This window comes from Flavitalea antarctica, assembly GCF_054461535.1.
The window spans coordinates 104555-129073 of record NZ_JBTLQG010000002.1 but is presented as its reverse complement, the minus strand read 5'-3'; the positions used below and the strand labels follow the sequence as shown (position 1 = coordinate 129073).

At 43.8% G+C, this 24519-nt stretch carries 19 protein-coding genes; 5 read left to right on the top strand and 14 right to left on the bottom strand.

The window, feature by feature from the left end:
* Positions 1-131 precede the first annotated feature (131 nt).
* The 3 genes from ACX0G7_RS02885 to ACX0G7_RS02875 all read right to left on the bottom strand — a co-directional run bounded on the left by ACX0G7_RS02885 (position 132) and on the right by ACX0G7_RS02875 (position 7075).
* A complete protein-coding gene (locus ACX0G7_RS02885) occupies positions 132-2969 on the bottom strand; it encodes an outer membrane beta-barrel protein (protein ID WP_458921912.1) in 2838 nt (945 codons plus the stop codon).
* A 117-nt stretch (positions 2970-3086) separates the two neighbouring features.
* Positions 3087-3656 carry a hypothetical protein gene (locus ACX0G7_RS02880; protein WP_458921911.1) on the bottom strand — a complete coding sequence of 190 codons (570 nt, stop codon included), beginning with the start codon at positions 3654-3656 and terminating at the stop codon, positions 3087-3089.
* A 476-nt stretch (positions 3657-4132) separates the two neighbouring features.
* On the bottom strand, positions 4133-7075 hold the full coding sequence (locus ACX0G7_RS02875; protein ID WP_458921910.1) for an outer membrane beta-barrel family protein: 2943 nt from the start codon (positions 7073-7075) through the stop codon (positions 4133-4135).
* Between the two features lie 335 nt (positions 7076-7410).
* Between ACX0G7_RS02875 and ACX0G7_RS02870 the strand changes: the two genes are divergently transcribed.
* The 3 genes from ACX0G7_RS02870 (at position 7411) to ACX0G7_RS02860 (ending at position 11098) form a co-directional block, all read left to right on the top strand.
* Positions 7411-8832: an MATE family efflux transporter gene (locus ACX0G7_RS02870; protein ID WP_458921909.1), complete on the top strand. Its 1422-nt coding sequence runs from the start codon at positions 7411-7413 to the stop codon at positions 8830-8832.
* 208 nt (positions 8833-9040) lie between these two features.
* Positions 9041-10078: an AI-2E family transporter gene (locus ACX0G7_RS02865; RefSeq protein WP_458921908.1), complete on the top strand. Its 1038-nt coding sequence runs from the start codon at positions 9041-9043 to the stop codon at positions 10076-10078.
* A gap of 243 nt (positions 10079-10321) precedes the next feature.
* Positions 10322-11098, top strand: a complete 777-nt coding sequence (locus ACX0G7_RS02860) for a murein L,D-transpeptidase catalytic domain family protein (protein WP_458921907.1) — start codon at positions 10322-10324, stop codon at positions 11096-11098.
* 140 nt (positions 11099-11238) lie between these two features.
* Here ACX0G7_RS02860 and ACX0G7_RS02855 read toward each other — a convergent pair whose 3' ends face one another.
* The 6 genes from ACX0G7_RS02855 to ACX0G7_RS02830 all read right to left on the bottom strand — a co-directional run bounded on the left by ACX0G7_RS02855 (position 11239) and on the right by ACX0G7_RS02830 (position 18051).
* Complete coding sequence (locus ACX0G7_RS02855) at positions 11239-11934, bottom strand: hypothetical protein (RefSeq protein WP_458921906.1); 696 nt, start codon at positions 11932-11934, stop codon at positions 11239-11241.
* A gap of 24 nt (positions 11935-11958) precedes the next feature.
* Positions 11959-13446 (bottom strand): RNA polymerase factor sigma-54, encoded by a 1488-nt coding sequence (gene rpoN, locus ACX0G7_RS02850; protein WP_458921905.1) that lies wholly within the window; start codon positions 13444-13446, stop codon positions 11959-11961.
* Positions 13447-14004: 558 nt separating this feature from the next.
* The gene (locus ACX0G7_RS02845) at positions 14005-14595 is read right to left on the bottom strand and encodes a carboxymuconolactone decarboxylase family protein (protein ID WP_458921904.1); all 591 of its coding nucleotides are present in this window, start codon (positions 14593-14595) and stop codon (positions 14005-14007) included.
* A 289-nt stretch (positions 14596-14884) separates the two neighbouring features.
* Entirely contained in the window at positions 14885-16393 is a 1509-nt protein-coding gene (locus ACX0G7_RS02840) for a glycoside hydrolase family 10 protein (protein WP_458921903.1), read from the bottom strand.
* Positions 16394-16485: 92 nt separating this feature from the next.
* Positions 16486-16938, bottom strand: a complete 453-nt coding sequence (locus ACX0G7_RS02835; protein ID WP_458921902.1) for a MarR family winged helix-turn-helix transcriptional regulator — start codon at positions 16936-16938, stop codon at positions 16486-16488.
* Positions 16939-17022: 84 nt separating this feature from the next.
* Positions 17023-18051, bottom strand: a complete 1029-nt coding sequence (locus ACX0G7_RS02830; protein ID WP_458921901.1) for an SPASM domain-containing protein — start codon at positions 18049-18051, stop codon at positions 17023-17025.
* Between the two features lie 195 nt (positions 18052-18246).
* Between ACX0G7_RS02830 and ACX0G7_RS02825 the strand changes: the two genes are divergently transcribed.
* Both ACX0G7_RS02825 and ACX0G7_RS02820 read left to right on the top strand, forming a co-directional pair.
* Positions 18247-19020, top strand: a complete 774-nt coding sequence (locus ACX0G7_RS02825) for a glycoside hydrolase family 25 protein (protein WP_458921900.1) — start codon at positions 18247-18249, stop codon at positions 19018-19020.
* Positions 19021-19039: 19 nt separating this feature from the next.
* Positions 19040-19279, top strand: coding sequence for a hypothetical protein (locus ACX0G7_RS02820; protein WP_458921899.1), 240 nt, complete (start codon positions 19040-19042; stop codon positions 19277-19279).
* Positions 19280-19287: 8 nt separating this feature from the next.
* Here the strand turns inward: ACX0G7_RS02820 and ACX0G7_RS02815 are convergent, their stop codons facing one another.
* The 5 genes from ACX0G7_RS02815 to ACX0G7_RS02795 form a co-directional block, all read right to left on the bottom strand.
* Positions 19288-19710, bottom strand: a complete 423-nt coding sequence (locus ACX0G7_RS02815; RefSeq protein ID WP_458921898.1) for a YybH family protein — start codon at positions 19708-19710, stop codon at positions 19288-19290.
* An 88-nt stretch (positions 19711-19798) separates the two neighbouring features.
* Entirely contained in the window at positions 19799-20374 is a 576-nt protein-coding gene (locus ACX0G7_RS02810) for a gluconate 2-dehydrogenase subunit 3 family protein (RefSeq protein ID WP_458921897.1), read from the bottom strand.
* A 22-nt stretch (positions 20375-20396) separates the two neighbouring features.
* On the bottom strand, positions 20397-22076 hold the full coding sequence (locus tag ACX0G7_RS02805) for a GMC oxidoreductase (protein ID WP_458921896.1): 1680 nt from the start codon (positions 22074-22076) through the stop codon (positions 20397-20399).
* 84 nt (positions 22077-22160) lie between these two features.
* A complete protein-coding gene (locus ACX0G7_RS02800) occupies positions 22161-23066 on the bottom strand; it encodes a hydroxypyruvate isomerase family protein (protein ID WP_458921895.1) in 906 nt (301 codons plus the stop codon).
* Positions 23067-23168: 102 nt separating this feature from the next.
* Positions 23169-24479, bottom strand: a complete 1311-nt coding sequence (locus tag ACX0G7_RS02795) for an MFS transporter (protein ID WP_458921894.1) — start codon at positions 24477-24479, stop codon at positions 23169-23171.
* Positions 24480-24519 lie beyond the last annotated feature (40 nt).

The window sequence follows — 24519 nt, the reverse complement described above, 5'->3', positions numbered from 1 at the left end:
TCCCGGTCGTTCAGAATCTACGAGTCATATTGAATACTCGATTTATCCCAGGACATTCATTCAGAACGATCCGGTAATGAAAAGACCCCCGGCGAGATTACTTTCCGGGGGTCTTTTCATTTATAGATACATTACCTGACTATTTTTATATCGTTCACAGGCCGGAATCCAGCTGAATTTTTACTGAGGCTATAGGTAAAACTCAGCAGGAAATATTGCTGAAGATTGTTGACACGTTTGTCTTCAATGAAGTTTTGATTTGCTGTTCTGCTTATCCCCACATTTTCATTCAAAATGTCAAACGCGGTGATCTTGAATTCGCCACGGTTGTATTTCAGGAATTGCTTGCTTAAGTAAGCATTCCATAATGGAAAACGGGTATTGAATCCATCGGCTTGCTGTGTATTGATTGTATAAGTATACCTGGTATTGAAGAAAAACTTCGCCGGGAGTTCCCAGTTTAGTTCAGTAAAATACTCCTGTACAACGAATGAGGCATCCTGAGCGCCCGGCAGTGTGTAAGAAGTATTGGAGTATCTTACTTCAGCCCCGACGCTCATATAGAATTTAGTATCAAAATTAAGGTCAAGCCTTACTTCGGGGCCGAGATTGAAATTCCTGATCTCATTTGCCGCATTATTGATAAACTGCTTGCCTTTATTATACGTGATATCACTGCTGATGTTCAGGTTTCCTTTTATTGATCTTACCGGCAAACCCACACTCGCCCTGCCGCTTAAACCCGTAACTCCATTAACGTTCACCGGAATAGTTGTTTTCACACCAAACCGGTCAATCAGATCATAGTTCACAATTTTATTACTCGTTTGATTCACCGTAAAGAACACAAACAGATTTTTATTAGTGAAGGGATTTACCGATGCCAGGTCGAGTTGCAGGCCGTGGGTGTATTCCTGTTTCAGGTTGGGATTTCCTGCTTTGATATTCAGGGGGTCACTGATATCCGGGACAGGCTGCAGTTGAGCCATGGTCGGCTGGTTGGTATTGGTGCTGTAATTAAGCGTCAGGTGCTTAAACTTTGTAAAATTATATTGAATCCTTGCATTGGGCAGCAGGTTCCTGAACCGTTGCTCAATCGTTGAGTCTTTAAGGCCAAGTACCACCTTCCCTTGCAGGTCAGCTTGTTGGGCATTGACGCCTATAGCGATATTAAAATTGTTCCTTACAGTGCGCAGCCTGATTCCTCCGTTCGTATATCCGTAGGTGTTAGAGTAATCGTTTGTAAGCGCTTTGTTAAGCATGTCGTATTTGCCATTTGCCGGGTTATAATCAAAGGTTATTTTCTGCGCAGAGCTTATACTGTTGCTTTTCCCCAGGGTAAATTCAAGTAAGGTATTTTTCATTATAGGTTCGGTGTATACTGCCCTTAGATTATAGCTCCACAGATCGCTTTCATTGGTATTCACCTGGTTGATGGAGTCACTACGGATCTCAATACCAGATTTGCTGAAGAAGTTATTGACAGACATCAATGAGGCATCTCCTTCACTTTCGTTCAACGTGGTCTGCAGGTTAAATGAAAGTGTTCTACCCTTTTGCCTGAATTTTTTCCGGAACAGGATTTCATTCCGGAAATTGAAACCATCATTCGACGACAGGTTTTTTGTAATACCCTCATTGCTTACCTGGTTTTCGGATGACATGGTTTTATATACGCTGGTCGATGCGTTATCGGCCTGCTGAAATCCAAATGAGGGTGAGATCTTGATCGAATGGAATGAGTCCAGTCTTATGTCGGCACCAAGATTTAAACGGTAGCTATCCGTAGTACTTAAGGTCCTGGAGCGCTGGTTGTAGAAGTAGGAAGAGTCTGGCAAAAAATATTCCCTTTCCAGTTCTGTTTGTCTTAATGGACTGTAACGATTGTAAAAAAAGTTGCTCGTGAAATCAGTTTTAGATCCAATAAGGTTGTTATAATTAACGCCGCCACCCTTGATGGTATTAATGCCAGTGCCATTGCCCCCGTTCGGGCCACCCATCCCGGGTAGCTGGTTATCGCCGCTGATCACGAATGAACCACCGTTTCCTCTTTGCATGCGACTGAGTTCACCCGAAAAATTGAGCATATCGAAGAAAGAAAAGCCTTCCGCATTCGTATTATTAGCTACGCCTATCGCCGAGAGCTGCCTTGCACCTTTGAATGAATTAACGTTGAACTTTCCCTCATATCTTCCATCCGTGCCGCCGCCTGCATTAACTTTTCCAAAAAGGCCTTTTTTCTTGTCTTTTTTTAGTTTAAGGTTGAGGGTCTTTTCGCTGTTGCCATCATCTATTCCCGTCATTTGAGCGGCATCGCTCAGTCTGTCATACGCCTGCACTTTGTCCACTGCATCTGCGGGAAAGTTTTTTGTGGCGATCTTCGGGTCAGATCCAAAAAATTCCTTTCCATCCACGAGCACCCGGTTTACTTTCTGACCCTGGGCGGTAATGGACCCGTCCTTCTCTACCTTTAACCCTGGCATATTTTTCAAAAGCTGTTCCACATTGGCATTGGGAGGCGTTTTAAACGAGCCGGCATTATATTGAATGGTATCACCGATCAGTGTGACGGGTGGCGCCTCGGCTGTTACGGTAACTTCTGCGAGCACCTGCGCGAGGTCATACATGATGGCGTTCCCCAGGTCCACCTCTTTCTGTTTATCACTGATTGAAAAATACAGGCTTCGGTTGTGATAATTAATATGTGTAAGCAATAGCCTGTAGTCACCATCCGCGAGGCGGTCCAGAGCGAACGAGCCCTTATTGTCTGTCATGGTGAAACTCACAAGGGAGGAATCTTTTTTCCTGAGCAACGTAACAGTCGCCCCACCGATTGGCTGCTTAGCGACAGAGTCATACGCGATACCCTTCAGGCTGCCGTTTCTCTGAGCCTGTGCAGACAAGGGACCGAAACTTAAAAAGGAAATAACCAGTAAGAATGCCAGGTTGATCGTTGGGGGCCTTCGCATAACAGAAAATTTTCCGTGGGTTTTAAACAACGAAAGTATCTCCTGCCCGGCGCTTCAAAGGTTAATCACCCTTGGTTTAATGTTAATGAAGGTTAATATTACCGGATATTATCAGCACTATTGGTCAGTTGCAGTAATCCGCTCATCATCCTTATACTCACGTTCATAAACCGTGAGCGTGATTTTCCAGGCTGTTACCATGAAGTTCATAGAAAGATCGATCTGAAGCTTTTCCATATCACTGCCTGATGGCAGCAGTTGAAAGTTGATAACATTAAACTTTCTTTCTTCTGTAGGCGCGAGGTACGAACCATTAACAATGAATGGTTTTTCACCTTCGACTTTGATAATCGTATTGCGGATCTGACCATAGAGTTCCTTGAAACGTTTTTTGGCTTCTTCAAAATCCTCCTCTTCTACCAGTTCCGCCTTCCAGCTGTAGACTGCTTTTTTGGCCGAGCTATATTGTGTAAGCACACACGGTATTCCCGGGATCTGCACTTTGGATTGGTAGTCTGTTGTTTGAATATTCTCTGCCAGCAATTCGCCCTTTATATTGCTGAACTTGTTGGGATAGTCTTCTATAACTTTTTGAAGCGCACTGTTTGTATGATTGTTGAAAACGCCCTGGCATAAAGAGGTTACTGAGACCAGGCACACGAGCAGTATCATCGATACAACTTTCATAAGACGGATTTGCGCTAAAACTAATAAATAGTTTTAGTAGATAAAAATGTTGAAAAATAAATTTAATCTGCGCAATATGATGTTAAGCTATGCGTTATGTTTTCTTTTAAACCTACCTAAATTCCTGAAATGAAAAACAGTTCTGTTTATTACTCGACCACCCGGGTTAAGATATGCCGGGACATGTATAGACCATCATCCAACATTTCGCGCTTCCTGAAGAGCATCATTTCTGTGATCATAGTCGGTCAATCACCAATTTCACAATCAAGTTATAGGCGGAGACACTAATCAGGCGGACAATTATTTCCGGGGCAAGGATTCGCCTGCCTGCAAAAGCTAGCCCGATTTATTAATCTGCCGGTTACCACATTACCAGGCTAAAAGAAAACCCCCGAAGATTCGGGGGTCTTTTTTTGAATTGCTATTTGACTAAAACTAAAACTGCTATTTGTGGGCTAAGGTCCGGTCTCCGATTAAAGGCTGCCTCTTCTGTCCATTGAACGCTGCATTTGCCTTGGCATTCCTGGCATACCGCGTCCCTGTTGATTGCCGGCGGCCCCGGCCCTGTTCAGGTTATAAGTGAAGCTCAGCATAAAATAACGCTGTAGCACCACTGTCCTTGTATCGGTGATGTTGTTATCATTGACACTTCTTGTAATACTCTGGTTTTGATTCAGGATATCGTTCACTGACAATTTGATCTCGCCATTCTTCTTCTTGAAGATCTGCTTGGCGATACTTGCATTCCACAATGGTATTGCCTGGTCATATCCTTCTCCAAGGCCGGTATTAAGTATATAATCGAAATCAGTTGCTATCACAAGGCTTTTCAGTGCGATGTAGCTGATATCCGTTGTATAAGTTTGTGTCCAGTATACCTGGTTGGGGTTAAGACTGTTTGCCTGGGTATAATCAGTATGGTTATAAGCAATCGTTCCACTAAAACCAAGATTGAGTTTCTGTTTCAGATCGAAATTTACTCCTGCCTTTTGTTGTATGACCAACTGGTTTGTGAAATTTTTCTGGAAATTCAGGTAGTTGGCGTCGTGATTGTAGCTGACCCTGTTATCAAAGTTCAGGCTGCTTCCTTTAAGCTTCCCGCGTAATGGCAATCCAAGGGTAACGAAAGATGATCCACCGTAAACCCCGTTTGCGTTCATAGGACGGTAAGTCTGAGATCCGTTGGCTTTGTTTACAATGATATTGTTTACAATCTTATTCTGGGTTGTATTGAAATTCATGTTGACCGAGAAGAATCTCATTTTCGCAATGTTAAACGTATTATAGTTTATACGGAAGCCATGTTGAAACTCCTGTTTAAGATTTGGATTACCGGTATAATACAATAGCGGATTGGTTTCGTCGGGGATGATCACATCCTGTAACTGGTCAATAGACGGCTGATTGGTTCTGCCGTTATAATTGAAACGTAGTGTTTTTGACCTGCTGAAATTATAGGTAAAATTCGCGAGCGGATTGAAGTTTGTGAAACTCTGAGAATAGCTTGAATCTTTGCCTGTCTGCGCCCTGATACTCCGGTTCTCTCTTTCGGTCATCTGTACCGAACCACCAAGTTGAAAGTTATACTTGGTTTTTTGATAACGGTAATTAAGTCCCGCACGGTTAATGATGTTGTCGTTCTCGAAATAGTTTGTGGTAAGTAGATTGACCTTGTCATACTTGCCCGTGCCGGTATTGTAGTCAAAGCCTTTGCCATCCGAAGTACTGTGATTATCAGTATAAGCATAATTCAATTCGATCAGCGAGTTGTTTGATATCGGCTCCGTATAGGAAGCACTGATGGTGTTATTATTATTCTTGGTTTTTTGGTTGGTGGTCCGATGTTGTAAAGTGTCGCGCTGAAGTGTGCCATCCGGGTTAAAAAACCTTTGCGGCGAATATACCCTGGTGTCAGCATCACTGGTTCCTATTGTATTGTTGAGTCCGATCGTCAGCGTTCTTCCGGTTTTACCGAATTTGTGACGGTAAAGGAGGTTGTTATTAAAGTTTGTTCCATCCCGTTCGTTGGCGTTCAGAGATACCCCGGTAAGCCGGAGGTATCTTTCTTTGCCCGCAACCAGTGCGTCTGTATTGCTGGAATCGTAGCTGGCGCTCTCGGATCTCTGAAATGTTACGCTGGGAGTGTACAAAAGTGAATTGTTGGAATCGATATACCATTCAAGCCGCATATTGAAGCGGTGATTTTGATTATAATTGTTAGAAACTGCGTTGCTATTCTGAACAGTTGATGAATCATTATTGAAAAAGGATTGCCTTTCCCTGTCAGTTTGGGTCCTCCTGTCTGTCTCGGAGAAAAAGTAGCTGCCGGTCACGTCTACCTTGGCTCCCCATTTATCAGTATAATTAAGGCCAATTGATTTGGATTTCGTTATCCCGGTTGCACCACTGGAGCCACCAAATCCACCGAAGCCACCGCCGCGGTTTCCACCGCCGCCGAAACCACCTCCATTGAAACCACCTCCACCACCACCGCCGGTGAAGCCGCCGCCACCGCCACCGTTGCCCCTGGCGCCAAAACCACCCATACTGCTTACGATATCGCTGAAGGAAAAGGTTGACTTATTGATATTATTCAATCCCCCGATAACCGATATGCGCTGATCACCTTTGAATTTATTAAAGCTAAGCGTTCCATCGTACCTGTCTTCGGTACCCCTCGCGCCCATCACCCTTCCGAAGTAGCCTTTCTTTTTGTCTTTCTTTAATTTGATGTTTATGGTCTTTGCCCGACTTCCGTCATCAATCCTGGTGAATTTAGCCTGGTCACTCATATCATCGAAGACCTGGACAGATTCGATCATGTCTGCCGTGAGGTTTTTTGTTGCCAGTTTGGGATCTGTTCCAAAAAACTCTTTTCCATCCACATAAACCTTGGTGATGTCTTCACCCTGGGCCTTTACATTTCCCTCTTTATCTATCTGCATTCCCGGTATCTTTTTCAGCAGATCCTCTGCAGTTGAATTTGGTTTCGTTCTGAAGGCATCTGCCCTGAATTCAACGGTGTCTTTTTTCACGGAAATAGGGGGTGCTTCAACTATCACTTCGTCCAGCAGATCATCTTTCTTAAATAACTGGACCGTTCCGAGGTCTACTGTTGTTGAATCCTTTGTGATTTTGAACAAACGGGAGAAAGTTGCATATCCGGAATAAGTCGCAGTTAAACGATAGGAACCTGAATCAAGGTCGCTGACCACGAACTCACCTTTAGCGTTTGTAAGAACAAACGAAACCACTGATGAATCCTTGCGACTGAGTACGGTAATGGTAGCTTCAGAAAGCACCTCTTTATAGATGGTATCTGTGAGTTTGCCTTTTACAACGCCGTTGCCCGATTGCGCCATCAGACCTGCGAGGGAGAAAAATAAGAATGCAATAAGTAGTAATGATTTTTTCATTCAAAAGATTTTATCCTGCCTTTATACGTTTACGGGATTATGGGGTGTTTATTGGATTTAGACGCCGCTTCGAAGGTTAACTTGTGGGATCCAAAAATTATTTTGCCTGGTCAAAATGCACTCATCCATACTCGTTCAGCGGAGATTGTATGCTTTTACCCCGTTCATGCAAAATTTCTTTAATTTAATCGCTAAAAATTTTTAGGTTTGTAGCCTTCAATCTTAGCAATATGAAGTTCGTCATCGCGCTCGGGTAAATTCCGGCAATCACATGTTCCTTCCGTTGACCAGGCACAGCCTGCAGTCAACATTACTGACCATCTTAACCGAACTTCATGTCATCTCAACAAAGCATTTCAAAGGCAAAGCCTTCAATATTATCTTATCTTAAAGAAGCGCTCAACGGGGAAGAACAGGACTATACAAGTGGTAGCGTCCGAAAAGCCGTGTTCCTGCTTGCCATTCCCATGATCCTGGAAATGTGTATGGAATCAGTTTTTGCTGTTGTCGACATTTATTTTGTCGGCAAGATTGGCAAAAACGAAGCGGTTGCCGCCGTTATTCTTACCGAATCAGTGTTGACCATCGTTTATTCACTGGCCATGGGGGTGAGCATGGCTGCAACAGCCATGGTGGCAAGGCGTACAGGAGAAAAAAATACTGAGGGAGCTTCGAAGGCTGCCATGCAATCCATTTTGATTGCACTTGTCCTTACGCTTATGATCACTGTTTCAGGGGTTGTCTTCGCGGGAGACATACTCCGGTTGATGGGAGCATCGGCCCAGACCGTACAGGTGGGCACACCCTATGCACAATTGATGTTTGGGGGAAACCTGGTGATCATGTTCCTGTTCCTGATCAATGGTATCTTTCGTGGTGCCGGAAACGCTTCGATAGCGATGCGTTCTCTCTGGATAGCAAATATCTGTAACATCATTCTTTGCCCAATGCTTATCATCTATGGACTGGGTCCTATTCCGGCAATGGGACTGATGGGTGCTGCGATTGCGACAAATATTGGACGTGGAGTAGGTGTTGTTTACCAGGTCTATCACCTGGTAAAGGGAAAAGGTATTATCAGGATCCGGCGCGAACACCTTATGCCTGATTTTTCGATCATCCGGGGCCTGTTAAACATAGCTTGGTCAGGCACGGCACAATTCCTGATTGCCTCAGCCAGCTGGATAATACTGGCAAGGATAATTTCGGAATCAGGTGATGCGGCAGTCGCAGCTTATGGGGTGACCATCAGGCTTATGATGTTTTTCATCCTTCCCGCTTATGGAATGAGTAACGCAGCGGCAACGCTTGTGGGTCAGAACCTTGGCGCGGGCTTGCCCGACCGCGCGGAAGAATCCGTTTGGAAGACAGCGCGTTATAACACCATTTTTATGTCAGCGGTTACCGTTATTTTCCTGGTGTTGGCGGGACCGATAGTAGGATTTTTTAACAGCAACCAGGAAGTGGTTGAGCTGGCGAAGGTAGCACTGAGGATTATGAGTTTGGGTTTCGTGATATATGGCATTGGTATGGTGGTAACAAATTCGTTTAATGGTGCGGGTGATACAAAGACACCGACCATCATTAATATTTTTGGTTTCTGGCTTTTCCAGGTTCCGTTGGCCTACCTGCTCGCTACCACGCTTAAGATGGGGCCAACCGGAGTTTTCATTGCCATTGTAGTCGCGGAAACCGCTGTTACCCTTACTGGTGTTGTGATATTCCGAAAAGGACGATGGAAGAAGATTAAGATATGACCACGGTGATGTAAAGTATCTGATGGGCAGGCATAACGGCCACCTTAAGCGAAGACTTTGAGTTGGACAATACGATAACCTTTTGGACAGTCAGGTGCGAAATGTTTTAGTTTAATGCCTTTAGCGGCCCCAAAAGTTATCATGAATGTTGTTTGTCTTAAATAGTATATTGTATTTTGTTATAGCCCGCTAAACTATTTCTAAAACTATGAGCGCTCATATTCCCGGCAATGTAATTCGTCAGCTCCTGATACTGATCATCATCATCCTTCTTGGAGGATTGTTGTTCCATCATCTCAGATTCTTTCTGCCGGCATTTTTAGGAGCCTATACCTTGTTCGTGCTTATGCGGAAGTCAATGTTCAGGCTTGTTGGCACCCACAAGTGGAACAAGAATCTCGCCGCTGCCACGCTGATGTTGATTTCATTTACCCTGATCCTTTTCCCGGTCTTGTTGCTGATCAATATGATGAGTTCCAAAATCAGTTTTGCCATTGAACATTCGGGCGAAGTGCTCAACAGCGTTAAGGCACTGATAAACTCCTATGAAAAAAGATTTGGCATTGTTATTCTTTCAGATGGAAATATTGAAAAGATGGGTGCCTCGGTCGGCGAAATGTTACCGGGCATCCTTGGCGCCACCTTCAACAGCGTGATTTCAATCATAATAATGTACTTCATCCTTTACTTCATGCTTGTTGATGGAAAAAAGATGGAAGCTTCTTTTTTTGAATCAGTCCCTTTAAAGGATGAGAACCTCATTATGTTAAGGAAAGATCTTAACCTCCTGGTGTATTCCAATGCGCTTGGCATACCACTGATTGCTTTACTTCAGGGGATCGTTGCGCTGATAGGCTATGTGTTCATCGGTGTTAAGGAACCATTATTCTGGTTTGTTATCACCTGTATCGGTGGCATGCTGCCGGTTATCGGTGCAGCATTGGGTTATGTTCCGCTCGCCTTATTGTTTTTTCAACAGGGTGATAGTGGAAAAGGTATAATCATGCTTGTTTACGGATTCCTGGTAATCGGAATGGTAGATAACCTGTTCAGGCTGATGCTCCAAAAAAAATGGGGTGATGTTCATCCCACCATTACCATCTTTGGTGTATTGGCAGGGGTGAGTTTGTTCGGCTTCATCGGTCTTATTTTCGGTCCCATTTTGATCTCGTTGTTCCTGCTGATGATCAGGATCTACTCAAATGAATTTGCTTCTCAGAAAAATTACGATTCTACAATTAAATGACCTCGACCGATACCAGCAACAAAAATGTCCGGATAGTTCAGATCCCGTATCACTGAAACTGACCAACACTGGATCTCCCAGACATGGGCTTTCGCCGCAAATAAGGAGTATCCCTTATCTCAGAAGAGCTTTAACAGATACACAATAAAATAAAATTCCCGATTAGCTTGCAGCGACCACAATGCAATAATATTTTGCGGCCCTTATCGTTTCATAACCCGGACTGATAACTGAGAATACCCTATGAACTTATACCTAAAATCCAGGTCATTTACCCTGAGTGGCATCTTTTGTTGTTGTTTAAGTACTCCGTTACTTATCTCCGGGGTTCCCCTGGAGAGGAACCCACCTAAGATTGAAAAGCATATCTTGTATGTTCCCGCCGATCTGGTAGTACCCAGGCCAAAAATATCGTCTGTTTCAGATGAGGCAAAGCTCATGTATGATAAACTCAAGCTAAGGCGGTCAGGGCTAAGCCGAAAAGTTTTTGAATATGCCTGGAAGGGTTATAAGCACCTTCTTTCAAAGGGGCGGGTAAACAACAGGGAAGTTTTATCTATCTGCGATTTTAGCTTATCATCGCGTCGCAAACGCTTGTATGTGATCGATCTTCAATCAAACAAATTACTTGTCAACACATATGTGGCTCATGGCAGGAATTCAGGCGGAGAGTATGCAAGTCACTTTTCAAACAGCCCGGAATCTCATCAGAGCAGTCTCGGTTTTTACGTAACAGGCAACACCTATTTTGGTGTGCATGGGCTGGCTTTAAAAATTGATGGGATGGAAAGAGGTATCAACGACAATGCAAGCGACCGGAATATCGTTATACATGGGTCAAAATATGTTGGAGAAAATTTCATCAGGAACAATCCTTTTAATGGAAGAAGTTTCGGATGCCCGGCAATCCCATCAACCTATACTCCGAAAGTTATTAACAGCATAAAAGATGGGTCGTGTTTGTTTATATATCACCCCACAAAATACTATCTGTCTAAGTCCAGGATTTTGAACGGCTAAAGAATGGATCCTTAATTTCAGATGGTTTTGAAGGCAAGTAGCCCGGTTTAGGTTCGTACCCTATGCCTGGGCTCTTTTCGTTTATGCATAAGACATGAGGTATGATCCGCGTTTGCATTCTCAAAGCCAGGTTCTCTTGGTTAAAGCCAATACGCGACCAGTTGACATACTATCCCACTGAGAAGGCCCAGGTAAATTTCTGATCGTGAGTGATCAGAGACAAGGAACCTTGCGGTACAGACCAGGCCTGAAATAAATATTGCAACAGCAAGGTATAGTCCGCTTGGGTCCTGGGTAGTGAAACTCAACAACAATGCAAAACACATGAGGCCACCCATAGCGGTACTATGCATGCTTACCTTTGAGTTGATGTTCAGCATCCATGTAGCGCAAACAGCAAGAAAGGTTCCGAAAAGAAAGACTTTGAATATCTCCGGATTTTCGTTTTGATTTTTTGAAACGTACCATGCCCAGAAATAAAACACCATGGCAACCGCGTAAGGAATGATCCTTTCTCTTTGGGTTTGCAGGTACATGGATTTAATAAGCTTCAAACGGTACATGAGAAATACGGCAAACCCCGGAAGGAAAGTAGTATTGAAGAATACAAAGATGAGCTTGAATAACTTTTGCCTCGGATCGAGCCCCGCAAAAGCATAAGGCTCGATATAGAGTAGAAATGCGGTTACATACAACGGGATAAATAATGGATGAAACAAATAGGAAACCACGTGCCCAAAAAGGCGGAGCGGCAGTGGTTGGTGACCTCCTATCGGCCCTACACGGGGTAGTTCCTGTGCGAGCGAACCATTTGTCGTTGGTGAATTTTCTATCATAGTCAGTTTCTGGAACCAGAATCCTTATAGCTCCTTTCTGAGGCGCGCCACCGGGATGTTAAGTTGTTCGCGGTATTTGGCAACCGTTCTCCTTGCAATATTATATCCTTTTTCCTGCAATAGTTCAGTAAGCTTTTCGTCACTTAAAGGCTTCTTTTTGCTCTCGCCTTCAATCATGTCACTAAGGATCTTTTTAACCTCCCTTGTTGAAACTTCTTCTCCACTATCGGTGCTGAGGGATTCACTAAAGAAAAATTTAAGCCGGTAGGTACCGAATTCAGTCTGAACAAACTTACTGTTTGCAACGCGGCTCACGGTCGAAATATCGAGCATGGTTCGTTCTGCAATGTCTTTGAGGATCATCGGTCGTAAGGAAGTTTCATCCCCGGTAAGAAAAAATTCATGCTGGTAATCCATGATTGTTTCCATCACGCTGCTCAATGTGTGCTGTCTTTGCTTGATGGCATCAATGAACCATTTCGCCGCATCAATTTTTTGTTTGATGAAGATGACAGCCTCTTTCTGTCTCTTGTCTTTTTTGCTGCCGCGGTCGTACTCACGCAACATATCACGATAACCCTCACTGATCCTGAGATCGGGTGCATTTTTGGAGTTAAGTGTCAGTTCAAGTTTTCCTCCGTTGTTATAGATGAAGAAATCCGGAACAACATAAGACTCTGCCTTGTTGATGCTATCATGATTACCGCCTGGTTTGGGCGTTAACCTGATGATCTGGTTTATCACATCCTTGAGGTCTTCGTCGGTGAGCCCAAGGCCACGCTGAATCTTATCATAGTGTTTTTTGGTAAACTCATCGAAATAAAGTGTCAGTACCTCTATTGCTTTTTCGACTTCTTTGTTCTGTCTTTTCTGCCGGTTGAGCTGAAGCAACAGGCATTCCTGGAGATTGCGGGCCGCTACTCCCGGGGGATCAAACTGTTGGATCAGATGGATTATCGCCTCCACTTCGGCTTCGTTACTTTCAATATTTTGCCTGAAGGCAAGATCATCGACAATAGCGGCAGTATCGCGACGCAGGTAACCGTCGTCATCAATGCTCCCGACTATCTGCTCAGCAATTTTGGTTTCTTTTTCGCCAAGCTTCAGCATACCAAGCTGCTCGAGCATATGTTCAATAAAACTCGTTTCAACCTTATAAGGAACAACTTTGTTTTCGTCAAGTTCAGGATAGTTGTCATCCTTCATTTTGTAATCGGCTATCTCACCATCCTCATCGCCAACATATTCACTCAGATCCAGGTTCCCATATTCTTCCTCACTGCCTTCGTGCTCAAAATCCTCATCATCAGAGCTGTCGAATTCGTCTTTAGGATCATCGAACTGATCATCATGATCACTATCTGTTACCTCGAGCGCCGGGTTTTCTTCCAGCTCCTCTTTGATCCTTTCTTCCAGATTTGCAGTAGGAACCTGCAACAGTTTCATCAGTTGAATCTGCTGTGGTGATAGCTTCTGTAATAATTTCTGCTGTAAGCTTTGTCCTAATGCCATAATTTCCAGGCAATTAGCCTCTTGTCTCTTTAGTGAAAAAATGAAAATCCGCCCCTGCCACAAAAATCAAGCCGTAAATTTACGTACATTTACCCTAAGTGTATACCCGACCTCGTAAAAATATTATTGTTTTATTATTAACGCTATGTTATGGTGTTATGTACGGGCAGCAACATAGCTTCCATTCTACTACCAATTATTCGTCACTGACGGGGCAAAAGCCGATGACGAAATACCCGTTGTCCGTGTACAGACAAAAAACAGATCGCACTTCGTTCGATTTAATACCGCGGGTCGTTCCGGCGCCGGACCATTCCAGGCCTGTTGTGGCAAAACTCCAAAGGGATTTATATATCAAAGGGTTCGGATTTTTTTGTAAAAAGGAAATGCAGATCGAGAAGTATGTTAAACTCCCGCTAAGGTTCAGGTTAGGAACGCTGGAACAATGTAATATACTGGAACAGAAATACTAGCTATGTTAATGTTCATTTAAAACAAACAACAAAGCCGGCTCTGTTGAACCGGCTTTGTTTGATTGTGTAAGATTTTACTAATTCATTATACTACTATGCTTAAACTGCGGATAATTCCACCCAACCTGACGGCATCATGTATTCTTTGTTTATTCGTGCCATGAGCAAGCAATGTTTTTTCATGCGAAGTAACACAGAGTTCACATCCGTTAACGGCGCTCACAACCAGGCTTGTTAACTCAAAAAACTCCTTCCCAAGTACCGGGTTAGACATAATATTCATCCTGATCCCTGCCTGCGCATTGTTATAATAATCGTCGTTCATAAAATGTTTGAACCGGTAGTAAACATTGTTAGCACTCAACAGGCTGGTGCAACTTAAGATTTCAGCCAGCTCCTCGTCTGTTGCGCCTTCACTTCGGGCACTGGCGGAAAACAATTTCTCCAAGGCAACGTTTTTTTCATTTATCGCTACTGCAAGGGCAAGAAGATATGCTTCCTTTTTTACTAGCGTCACGGCCTGCAACGCGTTGTTAACATTGATTTTCAAATCTCTCAGATACCGGCTATTCGTCTGGGACAATAGGCGGACATTGTCATTAAGATGTTCTTCTGCTAATCCTATCTCTTTCAAAAAATCCACAGCGCTGTCGGCTGATTTTGCTATTCCTAACATGATTGATCTTATAAATTATCGACTAAATGTATTAAAACATAATAATTAAAAAACACAATTATAAAAATCTATGCCATTAATGTTGTCACAACATTTGGCCCATAGCGATCCGGCATTATACTTTTAATTGCGTCTTCAGCACGCAATCTTGTCGCCTCAAAGAGCGATGGGGCCAGCTTCCAAAAGCCATCTGCACGTCCCAGTTTTGGATGATTAATACAAAGCCGGGGACGATAATGTTTATTAAAAAGAACTTGTTGAAGTGATGGAATTGTTAATTCGGACGGGCTTATGGAACCAATTCGAGCTCACTTTCATTGTTATTAATATCCAGGGTGCTTACCGCCAGTATCTTGTTTTTATTGGATGCGGAAGATAACATAACTGATGTGCTTGCACTGGTATATGAAATCTGCAGGATGTTACGTGGATCCTCAGTATCACGAACCTGGTCATCGTCATTAAAGCTGTAGATGATGTATCCTTTAATTGGTTTGCTTTTAGTATGTTTTTTTATATCAAGTACAAAGACAGTAGAGAGCGATTGTTCTTTCACTTTTACCACAATTGGTTTCATTGGCTTTATTGTATCAAGCCATGACATTGCGGGAACTACTGCCGGGTATTTGTAATAATTATTTTGAAGTGAGTCATTCCATCCGTTGGGATTTCTCTCAAATGTCTTGCTGCTGAAGTAAATGGCCCCCTGTATTTCCGGGTAACTTCTCAGCGCATTGATCATTTTCGGTAGTTGATTTTTATCCTTCCAGGCCGTGTTGCTGCCGGCACGGTAAATACCAATTCCTATATAACAATGTTTTCCATAAGTGTGCTTGCTCCACCAGTCAATTAGTACTTCATACGGAGCCGCACTGTGTCCGAACTCCCAGTATAACTGAGGTGCCACATAATCAATCCAACCTTCTCTCAGCCATAACAGTATATCGGCATACAGGTCATCATAGTTCGTGACACCTGCGGTTGTTTCGCTTCCTTCTTCATCCTTGTCACTGTTCCGCCACACACCAAAGGGGCTGATGCCGAAGCGGCAATTGGGATTTTCTTCTTTTATGGCAGCATTCAGGTGGACAATGATCGAATCAACGTTACTTCTTCTCCATTGGTCACGATCCATTCCATTACCATATTTTTTAAAGGACTCATCATCTGGAAATAGCTTTCCCGGCACCTTATAGGGATAGAAATAATCGTCAAAATGGATGGCGTCCACATCATAACGGCTCACAATATCACGAATAACCGCCACCGTGAATTGCTGTGCTTCTTTATTACCCGGATCAAAATATCTTTTACCTCCGTAGCTGAGGAACCATTCGGGATGTGTTTTAGTTACATGATCGGGCGCTATGGAAGATTTGCCTATATTGAATTCTGCACGATAGGGATTACACCATGCATGAAACTCCATTCCTCTCTTGTGTGCCTCTTCGATCATGAACTGCATTGGATCATAATACGGATAAGGAGGTTTTCCCTGTTTTCCGGTCAACCATTCGCTCCAAGGCTCATAAGGGGAGGGATAAAATGCATCGGTACAGGGTCTTACCTGCACAACCACAGCATTCATACCATTACGCTGATGCATATCAAGCAACTTGATATATTCCTGCTTCTGACTTTCGGTATTATAATTACCACGGGTGGGCCAGTCTATATTGTCGACAGTAGCTATCCAGGCTGCTCTTAGTTCATATTTCGGCTGGGCATAAGTACAAACCTGTAACAATAAAATAGCGGACAGGGTCAGACAAACTTGTTTCATAAGTAAACGAATCATGCGCTAAAATTAACGCTTGTAAGAGAAAGAGATTGTTAAACACCCTTCCTCAAACACTCATTTAATTTCGTGACGTTGAAAATGGGAAAGATTTAATCAGAGCTTCTGATCTTGTCAAGTAATTCATTCAGCTTTTCTGCTTCTTCTTTCGAGAGTTTGTTGATGACGGAATCCATTTCATCACTTGTCTGATCGAGTTTTTCGAGGAGTTCAAGGCCGGTTTCAGAAATAGAGACATCAACAAGGCGGCGGTCGCTTTTGCAAACAACTTTTTTTACGAGCCCTTTCTTGACCAGGCGATCGACTATACGGCTGGTATCACTCATTTTGTCGAGCATTCGCTGCCTGATCTGGAGGGTGGACAGCGGCTTGCCTGCTCCGCGAAGTATACGGAGAATGTTAAATTGCTGAGGAGTGATATCCTCTCTTTCGAAGAACTTCTTATTTTGTTCGCTTACCCAGTTGTACGTATAAATGAGATTTATGACCGTTTTCTGGTACTCATTTCTAAACCTGGTTTGTTGTATGTCTGACTCTAGACTCATTACAGATATTAATAAATAGTAATGACAAATTTAATGAAATATGATAAGCAAACGGGAATTAAGAGCGCGGAATCATTGAAATTATTACCCCCACACCTTCGTTCCCTCGCTGCAGTTAGAGCAGATATCAATATCCTTACGGCTTTTCAGCATTTTTTTTCTAAAATCGATGTAGGCATCATTGTGCCAGATCTCTTTGAACGGCTTCCCTTTAAGATCACCAAGGCGGTGTTGTGCATCTTTATCAAAGCAACAAGGAACCACAAGCCCGTCCCAACTGATCACCGTTGCGTGCCATAATCGCCAGCAATGATTCTGCAGGGCATTTTTCACCTGGTATTCCCCTTTCGCGTTTTTTTTATAGCGACTGAATTTCTCGGTGGTGGGTATCAGTTTGTTTGGATCGTTTTCGAAATCGTAAACCTGTGCAGTCTTAAATCTTACCTCGTCTACCCCGATTTCCATTGCGAGCCTCTTAATATCATCTACCTGGTGCTCATTTGGTTTCACAACCAGGAACTGGAAGAACACGAACGGGGTTTTGCTCTTTAGCTCCTTTTTCCATTTCACAATGTTCCTGGCTCCCTCCAGCACTTTTTCCAGCTTTCCACCGATCCGGTATTGCTGATATACGTCCTGTGTTGTGCCATCAATAGAAATAATCAACCGGTCCAGGCCACTTTCTACAGTTTTCCGGGCATTTGCATCATCGAGGTAATGCGCATTGGTTGAAGTGGCGGTATAAATTCCTTTCTTCCGGGCGTAATTCACCATGTCTAAGAAGGAACGGTTCAGATATGGTTCTCCCTGGAAATAAAATACCAGGTACATCAGTTCCTTTGATAGCTGATCTATTGTCTCCCTGAAAAAATCATTTTGAAGCATCCCGGTTGGTCTCGTAAATGCCCTCAGTCCACTTGGGCATTCCGGGCAGCGCAGGTTGCAGGAAGTTGTTGGTTCAAATGATATTGAGATGGGGTACCCCCATTGAACCGGCCGGCGCGAGATCTTACTGAGATAATAACTGGCCAGCACTTTTCCTGCGTTAACCGCACGACGAAAAGTGAGCTTAGATATCAGGTTCGCACTATCGTTCCAGTTGAATTGCGGCATACAGGTATAAAAATAGTCCACCCGGATGGAAAGGACAATATAATCTATGATTTAACGCTTAAGTGAAGGGGTTGTTCAAGACACATGAGTTTGATCTGTAGCATCTTAACGGGCGTGATTTCTCTTTACCGGCCACCGTTACATACAAAAGCTGCAGCTACTTAAATGTGCCGCAACTTATATTTGCGAATTAGTATGGCAAAAAACACGGGCGGGAACCGCGGCTGGAAAATCTTTACTGGAATTATAGTTGCGGGCATTGCCATCATGATCATTATTACCATCAGGGAATGGTGGTTAGGACGCAAAGCCCATTTTGTGATGTATGATGCTTTTGGGATCGATATGCCCGTCAATTATACCATCCACGGTATTGATGTTTCAAAATACCAGCAGGTGATCGATTGGGAGAGCGTCCGGAACATGGAGGTGAACAATATCAGGATTGGCTTCGGATTTATCAAGGCCACCGAGGGCGTAAGCAACCGCGATCCGAGGTTCAGGCAGAACTGGAGACGCACGAAAGATGCAGGAGTAACCCGCGGCGCATACCATTTTTTTATTTGTTCAAAGAGCGGCAAACTCCAGGCAGAAAATTTTATCTCAACGGTCGATCTTAGTACAGGCGATCTGCCCCCCGTGCTCGATGTTGAAAAGACTTTCGGTGTGCCCGGGATAAAAATCAGGGAAAGGGTGAAGGAATGGCTCGAGGTAATTGAGGCCTATTATGGGATACGACCCATTATTTATACCAATGTTGACTTTTACAATCAGTACCTCAAAGATGAATTTGATGAATATCCATTATGGGTGGCCCATTATCTGCAGAAGGAGCGGCCACGGATCCACCGGCCCTGGATATTCTGGCAACATAGTGAACAGGGCAGGGTTAACGGCATATTTCACAAGGTAGATTTCAATGTTTTCAGTGGTGATTCTGCCGCGTTCCAGGAGTTGCTGGTGAAGTGAGATATCAGTAAATTTGGTTATGGAAGAAGACGCAAAACAGTTCCTGTTGCGGGTGGTACGTTCATTGACTGCAGCATTGTTATGGTTGTTTATCAATATGACCCTCGGCATCTACATCGGCCTGCTTTTGTTCGACCATGCTCCATCAACAGCCAACATCATCTTCTATATATGGTTCATCCTGAGCATCGGCCTGTTGATTCGTTACCTAATGAAGGTCTGGTGGCCAAAAGACAGAACTTTAATAAAAGAGGATTAGAGAGGGTATCAGCTGCTATGATCTGAGATGATAAACCAGGTCCCATTAATTTTCCGGAAGATAAGATCATAATGCCCGCCTACATTTCCCGCTTTTCTCGTCAGATCCCATTTGCCTACAACGAAATAATACTCTGGTGAAAGCCGCTGTACTTTAAGTAATTGAAACCTCAGCTTTCCCATCTTGTCCGGCGTATCATAGTTCTTCCTGTAATTGTTAAGCGTGTTTTGAAATCCATAGGTAATGCCATTGGATCCGATAAACATGAGTGAATCGCTATTCCAGTATCCCTTCATGAATGCTTCAATATTGCCTTCATTCCATGATTCTGTTTGTTCGGTAAGAATTTTCCGGATGGCCGCTTCATCACCGGACTGGGCGGAAACACTCACTGAAATAAATACGGCAATGATTAATGACAGGAATTTCATAACAGCGGTTTAGATTAAAGGTATTTAAAAAAGATGGCCCGCCGGATTACTCCATGCAGACCATCAATAAAAATGATTCAGATTTATATCAGGAAGTTGCCCATGCCTTATCGCCTTTTTTATAAGGCATGTCTCCATCGTAACGGCCGGGTACCGGCAGATATCTTAACGCCTGTGTTGCGCCGACTTCGGAAGTGAAGTAACCGATAAGGGTTAACTCCTTCAGCATTCTGAAATAGTGATTAGGGTCTTCCTTCTTTTTTTCTTTCGTATACTTCGTTTGTTCCTTATCTATCTCGGTCAGCAGCTCCGTGCGTTGAGCGGGAGTGATGTCCATGAATCCGCTATTAAACTTTTTATCGCTTGCAGCATTTAACTTGCCCATTCCTTCCTTGAATATTTTCTGATCATTCTCATCATAGCAATCATTAACCATAACGGTCATGAAAGTACCAACCTTCGCTGCCTTTGCACCCGGGGTATTGGTTGTGGGAATGATGGTTTCAGAAATTTCATCGAGATAGGCGATATCTTCCGGTGTAAAACTTTCGGAAGTACCATATTTCTTATCGCCTGGTTTGCAACCCTCGAGAAAAACGGTTCCACCTATTATTGTGCCGCCCAACAACAGGGCAACTCTTGAAAGCGCATCACGTCTGTTCATACAGTGTTTTTTTCTTTGGTGATCAGATATTTCCTTTTTTCAATTCCTGGACTGCATAGTCAGCTGCACGTGCCGTGAGCGCCATGTATGTCAATGATGGATTCTGGCAGGCAGCAGATGTCATGCAGGCACCATCAGTTACAAATACGTTCGTGCAATCCCAAACCTGGTTGTGTTTGTTAAGAACTGAATTTTTAGGGGAGGTTCCCATACGTGCGGTACCCATTTCATGAATACCCATTCCCAATGCATATTCTCCATCAACTCCGTTTATGTCGGTTGCGCCCATTGCGGCAAGCATATCTTTGCCATCCTGGAGCATATCAATACGCATTTTCTTTTCATTGTCTTTGATTTCGGCATCAAACGCAATTACCGGTAGTCCCCATTTATCCTTCTTGGTTTTATCAAGGCTGATCTTGTTTTCATGGTATGGAAGCGTTTCGCCGAAGGCCGTCATACCAAGTACCCATGGTCCCGGTTCTGAAAGTGTTTCTTTGAGGTTGGCACCAATACCCAGTTCAGCCACGTTGCGGCTCCAGCCGGTACGGCTTGCAGCTCCCTGGTAACCAAAACCACGGATGTAATCTCTTTTCTCAGAGCCAAGATTTCTAAAGCGGGGAATATAAAAACCGGTTGGTCTCCTTCCATAATAATATTTGTCATCAAAGCCAGGCATAGTACCGGATGAATGAACGCGGAAGTGGTGGTCCATCAGGTTATGTCCGAGTTCGCCACTACTGCTTCCAAGACCGCCGGGCCATATATCTGTTGCTGAGTTAAACAGTACCCAGGTAGAATTCACGGCAGATGCACAGAGGAATACTATTTTCGATTTATACTCTATGGTTTTGTTAGTCTCAGCATCAAGCACTTCAACGCCGGTTGCCTTTTTAGCGTCTTTATCATACAATACCCTGGTAACAATCGACCATGGGCGCAAGGTGAGATTGCCGGTTGCTACAGCTGCAGGTAAGGTAGAAGACTGAGTGCTGAAATAAGCGCCGAATGGGCAACCCAGCCAGCATTTATTCCGGTACTGGCAGTTTGTTCTGCCTGGTAAAGGCTGTGTTATATTTGCAACCCGTCCTATGGTAAGCAAACGTTCACCATTGAACGCTTTTTTCAACCTTGCAGCGGCATCTTTTTCAACGACGTTAAGATCCATTGGTTTTTGAAACTCGCCATCCGGCAACTGCGACAGCCCGTCACGGTTACCACTGATACCCGCAAACTTCTCAACATAACCATACCACTTTTCAAGGTCCTTGTATCGGATTGGCCAGTCGGTCGCTATGCCATCTTTGGCATTGGCTTCAAAATCCATTTCACTGAGGCGGTAACTTTGTCTTCCCCACATCAGCGACCGGCCCCCAACATGATAACCCCGATACCAGTCAAATCTTTTTGTTTCGGTATAAGGGCAGTCCTTATCGTTGGTCCAAAAATTCAGGTTCATTTCATTCAGAGGATAATCCCTTTTGAGGACCGGGTAATCTTTTATCATTTGTTGGGTTCTGCCACCACGGTGCGGGAAGTCCCACGGATTGAGGTTTGCTGACTTATAGTCTTTGATATGCTTGATATCTTCGCCACGTTCCAGCATTAAAACCTTCAACCCTTTCTCTGCAAGTTCTTTTGCTGCCCAGCCGCCGCTGATTCCTGAACCTACAACAATCGCGTCATATGTATTGTCTGCCATAACTCTTGTTTACAATTTAATAAAGCAGTTGTTTGTTTATTTATATATAATCCGAAAAGCGCTTATGCAATTAAGTGGGAGTTATCAGACATCGCAGATATTCACTGCCTTTTGCAATGACGCCAATCGTTCTTCGTTTGTTTTTCTATCGGGGATAAACTCCTGGGCAACAAAACCTTTGAATCCTGTATCAACTATGGCTTTCATGATTGCAGGATAGTACAACTCCTGGGTTTCATCGATTTCATGCCGGCCTGGAACTCCGCCGGTATGATAGTGTGCGAAATACTGATTTCCTGTTTTTATGGTGCTTATCACATCACCTTCATCTATCTGCATGTGATAGATATCATATAACAAACTGAAATTTGGCGATCCAATCCTTTTCACAAGTTCAATTCCCCATGGCGATTTATCACACTGATAATCCTTATGATTAACCTTGCTGTTGAGAAGCTCCATGATTACGGTTACCTTATTTTTTTCAGCAACAGACATGATCTTCTTTAACCCCTCGGTGGAATTTTTAAGGCCGGTCTCGTCATCTTTTCCTCTTCTTGCACCGCTGAAACAGATCAGGTTTTTATACCCTGCTTTTGCAACAAGGGGAATCATCTCTGTATATTTCTGGATCAGCTTTTCATGAAACTGCGGATCGTTCCATCCATCATCAATACTTATTTCGGCACCATTGCACATTGACGAATAAAGATCATATTTCTGCAGCGTTGGCCAGTCCTTGGGACCAACCAGGTCAACCGCGTTGATGCCCATTTTTTTAACCGCTGCACAAAACTCTTCTAACGGAACGGTATTATAACACCATCGACAAACCGAGTGATTTATGTTGCCTTTCAATGCGGAGGAATTTTGAGTCTGAGTTTCTGAAAAAGAACTTAACATACCAGCGGTGCCTAGGGCGGCAGTCCCAGCCATCAGGTTCTTGAGCGCATTTCTGCGCGACTGGTTATTTGGCGATTGAGCAGTCATTGTACACGAATATTACAAAAATGAAGATATTAAGTTACTAAAACATGGTCGTTTTGACACGAAAAATCTGCTCGCCGGGTCGATTTATTAACAACCTGGATCCTAGTGTAAGGCGGTTGCCGGAGTCAGCTTTTCTGTCTTCTTGCGGCCGCGCATGTAAATAATCAACCCGGAAAAAGCAAGGATCAGAATTATGGGCAGTATAAGAGTTGCGTTAAGAACTTCCGGACCTGCCGCTATTTTTGCATTGTTAAATGCGACGGCCTGTTCGGAGCCGGGAGCGGCTGAAGCATAAACACCAAGATCTGCCCCGGTGGGTAGCTTATTCGCTATAAGGCGATCATAATATCCTCCCATGAAAACGGTATAAACAGAAACGGCAAACATCCCGGCCCCACCCATCAGGTTGAGTCCGACTGCCCCTGTTTTGGGCAGGTTTTCTGCAACAAAGCCAATCATTGTCGGCCAGAAATAACAAACCCCGATTCCAAAGATCAATGCAGCAAAATAGAGCGTATTGCCAGTTGTGTGGCCCAGCATATAAAGACCGACAGCCGCAAAAATTGCAGAGATCAGCAATAGGCCCTGGGGAGAGAAACGGTGGACAACCGGGCCTGCAAATCCCCTTCCTACAACCATCACTCCTGTCGTAAGCGTGAGAATAAGAATAGGGTTATCTGTTACTCCTTTCAGGAGAACGTCTATCCACTGACCGGTAAAAAGTTCTGTAATTGCTGTCATGAACATACAGATGATCATGAAGATGAACAGCGGGTTCAGGAGTGACTTGTACATCTCCCCGGTAGATACCCCGGCTGCAACCCTTTCGGTAACAGGAAACTTCAGTTTTGAGAACAGGTATCCATAAATAAGCGTTGGAATAAGCATGATCGCAACCTGCACCTGCCATGGTTCGAAGCCCGCAATCGGACCAATTCCCGCTTTGGTGTATCCAAAAACGATCAGCGTACCTATAAATATTCCACCGGGGAACCAAAGGTGGAAATGGTTCAGTTTGGTAGTTTTATTGTCGGTATACAATGAAGCCACAAGCGGATTACACGCAGCTTCTACGGTACCGTTTGCTATACCGATCAATAGTGTCGATAAGAACAAGGGCCAGTAACCTTTAGCAAATATGGTAAGAATAATTCCGGCAAGGTGAAAGACAAATGCGAAGACAAGGAGTTTCTTCATTCCAATGATATCAACTACAAACCCCCCGATGATAACTGCAAGTGGAAATCCCCAGAAAGCTGTTGCAGTGATGGTTCCAAGTTCAAGTTTTGTAAGTCCGAATTGTTCTCCGAGTGTTCCGAGAATACCAGCGCGGATGCCGAAAGAAAGTGAAGTGACCAGTAGCGCTAAACAAGAGGCGACAAAAAGTTTGTCGCGTTGTATGGTTGTTGACATGGCAAGAGTTTTTGGTTTAATACTGTAATCGTCTGATCTG

What these genes read in the sequence shown, in the direction of transcription:
- ACX0G7_RS02830 (WP_458921901.1), bottom strand. Translation starts at nt 18,051, where the DNA reads ATGCCGCAATTCAACTGGAACGATAGTGCGAACCTGATATCTAAGCTC.
- ACX0G7_RS02870 (WP_458921909.1), top strand. Translation starts at nt 7,411, where the DNA reads ATGTCATCTCAACAAAGCATTTCAAAGGCAAAGCCTTCAATATTATCT.
- ACX0G7_RS02805 (WP_458921896.1), bottom strand. Translation starts at nt 22,076, where the DNA reads ATGGCAGACAATACATATGACGCGATTGTTGTAGGTTCAGGAATCAGC.
- rpoN (WP_458921905.1), bottom strand. Translation starts at nt 13,446, where the DNA reads ATGGCATTAGGACAAAGCTTACAGCAGAAATTATTACAGAAGCTATCA.
- ACX0G7_RS02845 (WP_458921904.1), bottom strand. Translation starts at nt 14,595, where the DNA reads ATGTTAGGAATAGCAAAATCAGCCGACAGCGCTGTGGATTTTTTGAAA.
- ACX0G7_RS02835 (WP_458921902.1), bottom strand. Translation starts at nt 16,938, where the DNA reads ATGAGTCTAGAGTCAGACATACAACAAACCAGGTTTAGAAATGAGTAC.
- ACX0G7_RS02855 (WP_458921906.1), bottom strand. Translation starts at nt 11,934, where the DNA reads ATGATAGAAAATTCACCAACGACAAATGGTTCGCTCGCACAGGAACTA.
- ACX0G7_RS02820 (WP_458921899.1), top strand. Translation starts at nt 19,040, where the DNA reads ATGGAAGAAGACGCAAAACAGTTCCTGTTGCGGGTGGTACGTTCATTG.
- ACX0G7_RS02880 (WP_458921911.1), bottom strand. Translation starts at nt 3,656, where the DNA reads ATGAAAGTTGTATCGATGATACTGCTCGTGTGCCTGGTCTCAGTAACC.
- ACX0G7_RS02865 (WP_458921908.1), top strand. Translation starts at nt 9,041, where the DNA reads ATGAGCGCTCATATTCCCGGCAATGTAATTCGTCAGCTCCTGATACTG.
- ACX0G7_RS02810 (WP_458921897.1), bottom strand. Translation starts at nt 20,374, where the DNA reads ATGAACAGACGTGATGCGCTTTCAAGAGTTGCCCTGTTGTTGGGCGGC.
- ACX0G7_RS02840 (WP_458921903.1), bottom strand. Translation starts at nt 16,393, where the DNA reads ATGATTCGTTTACTTATGAAACAAGTTTGTCTGACCCTGTCCGCTATT.
- ACX0G7_RS02825 (WP_458921900.1), top strand. Translation starts at nt 18,247, where the DNA reads ATGGCAAAAAACACGGGCGGGAACCGCGGCTGGAAAATCTTTACTGGA.
- ACX0G7_RS02800 (WP_458921895.1), bottom strand. Translation starts at nt 23,066, where the DNA reads ATGACTGCTCAATCGCCAAATAACCAGTCGCGCAGAAATGCGCTCAAG.
- ACX0G7_RS02875 (WP_458921910.1), bottom strand. Translation starts at nt 7,075, where the DNA reads ATGAAAAAATCATTACTACTTATTGCATTCTTATTTTTCTCCCTCGCA.
- ACX0G7_RS02860 (WP_458921907.1), top strand. Translation starts at nt 10,322, where the DNA reads ATGAACTTATACCTAAAATCCAGGTCATTTACCCTGAGTGGCATCTTT.
- ACX0G7_RS02815 (WP_458921898.1), bottom strand. Translation starts at nt 19,710, where the DNA reads ATGAAATTCCTGTCATTAATCATTGCCGTATTTATTTCAGTGAGTGTT.
- ACX0G7_RS02795 (WP_458921894.1), bottom strand. Translation starts at nt 24,479, where the DNA reads ATGTCAACAACCATACAACGCGACAAACTTTTTGTCGCCTCTTGTTTA.
- ACX0G7_RS02885 (WP_458921912.1), bottom strand. Translation starts at nt 2,969, where the DNA reads ATGCGAAGGCCCCCAACGATCAACCTGGCATTCTTACTGGTTATTTCC.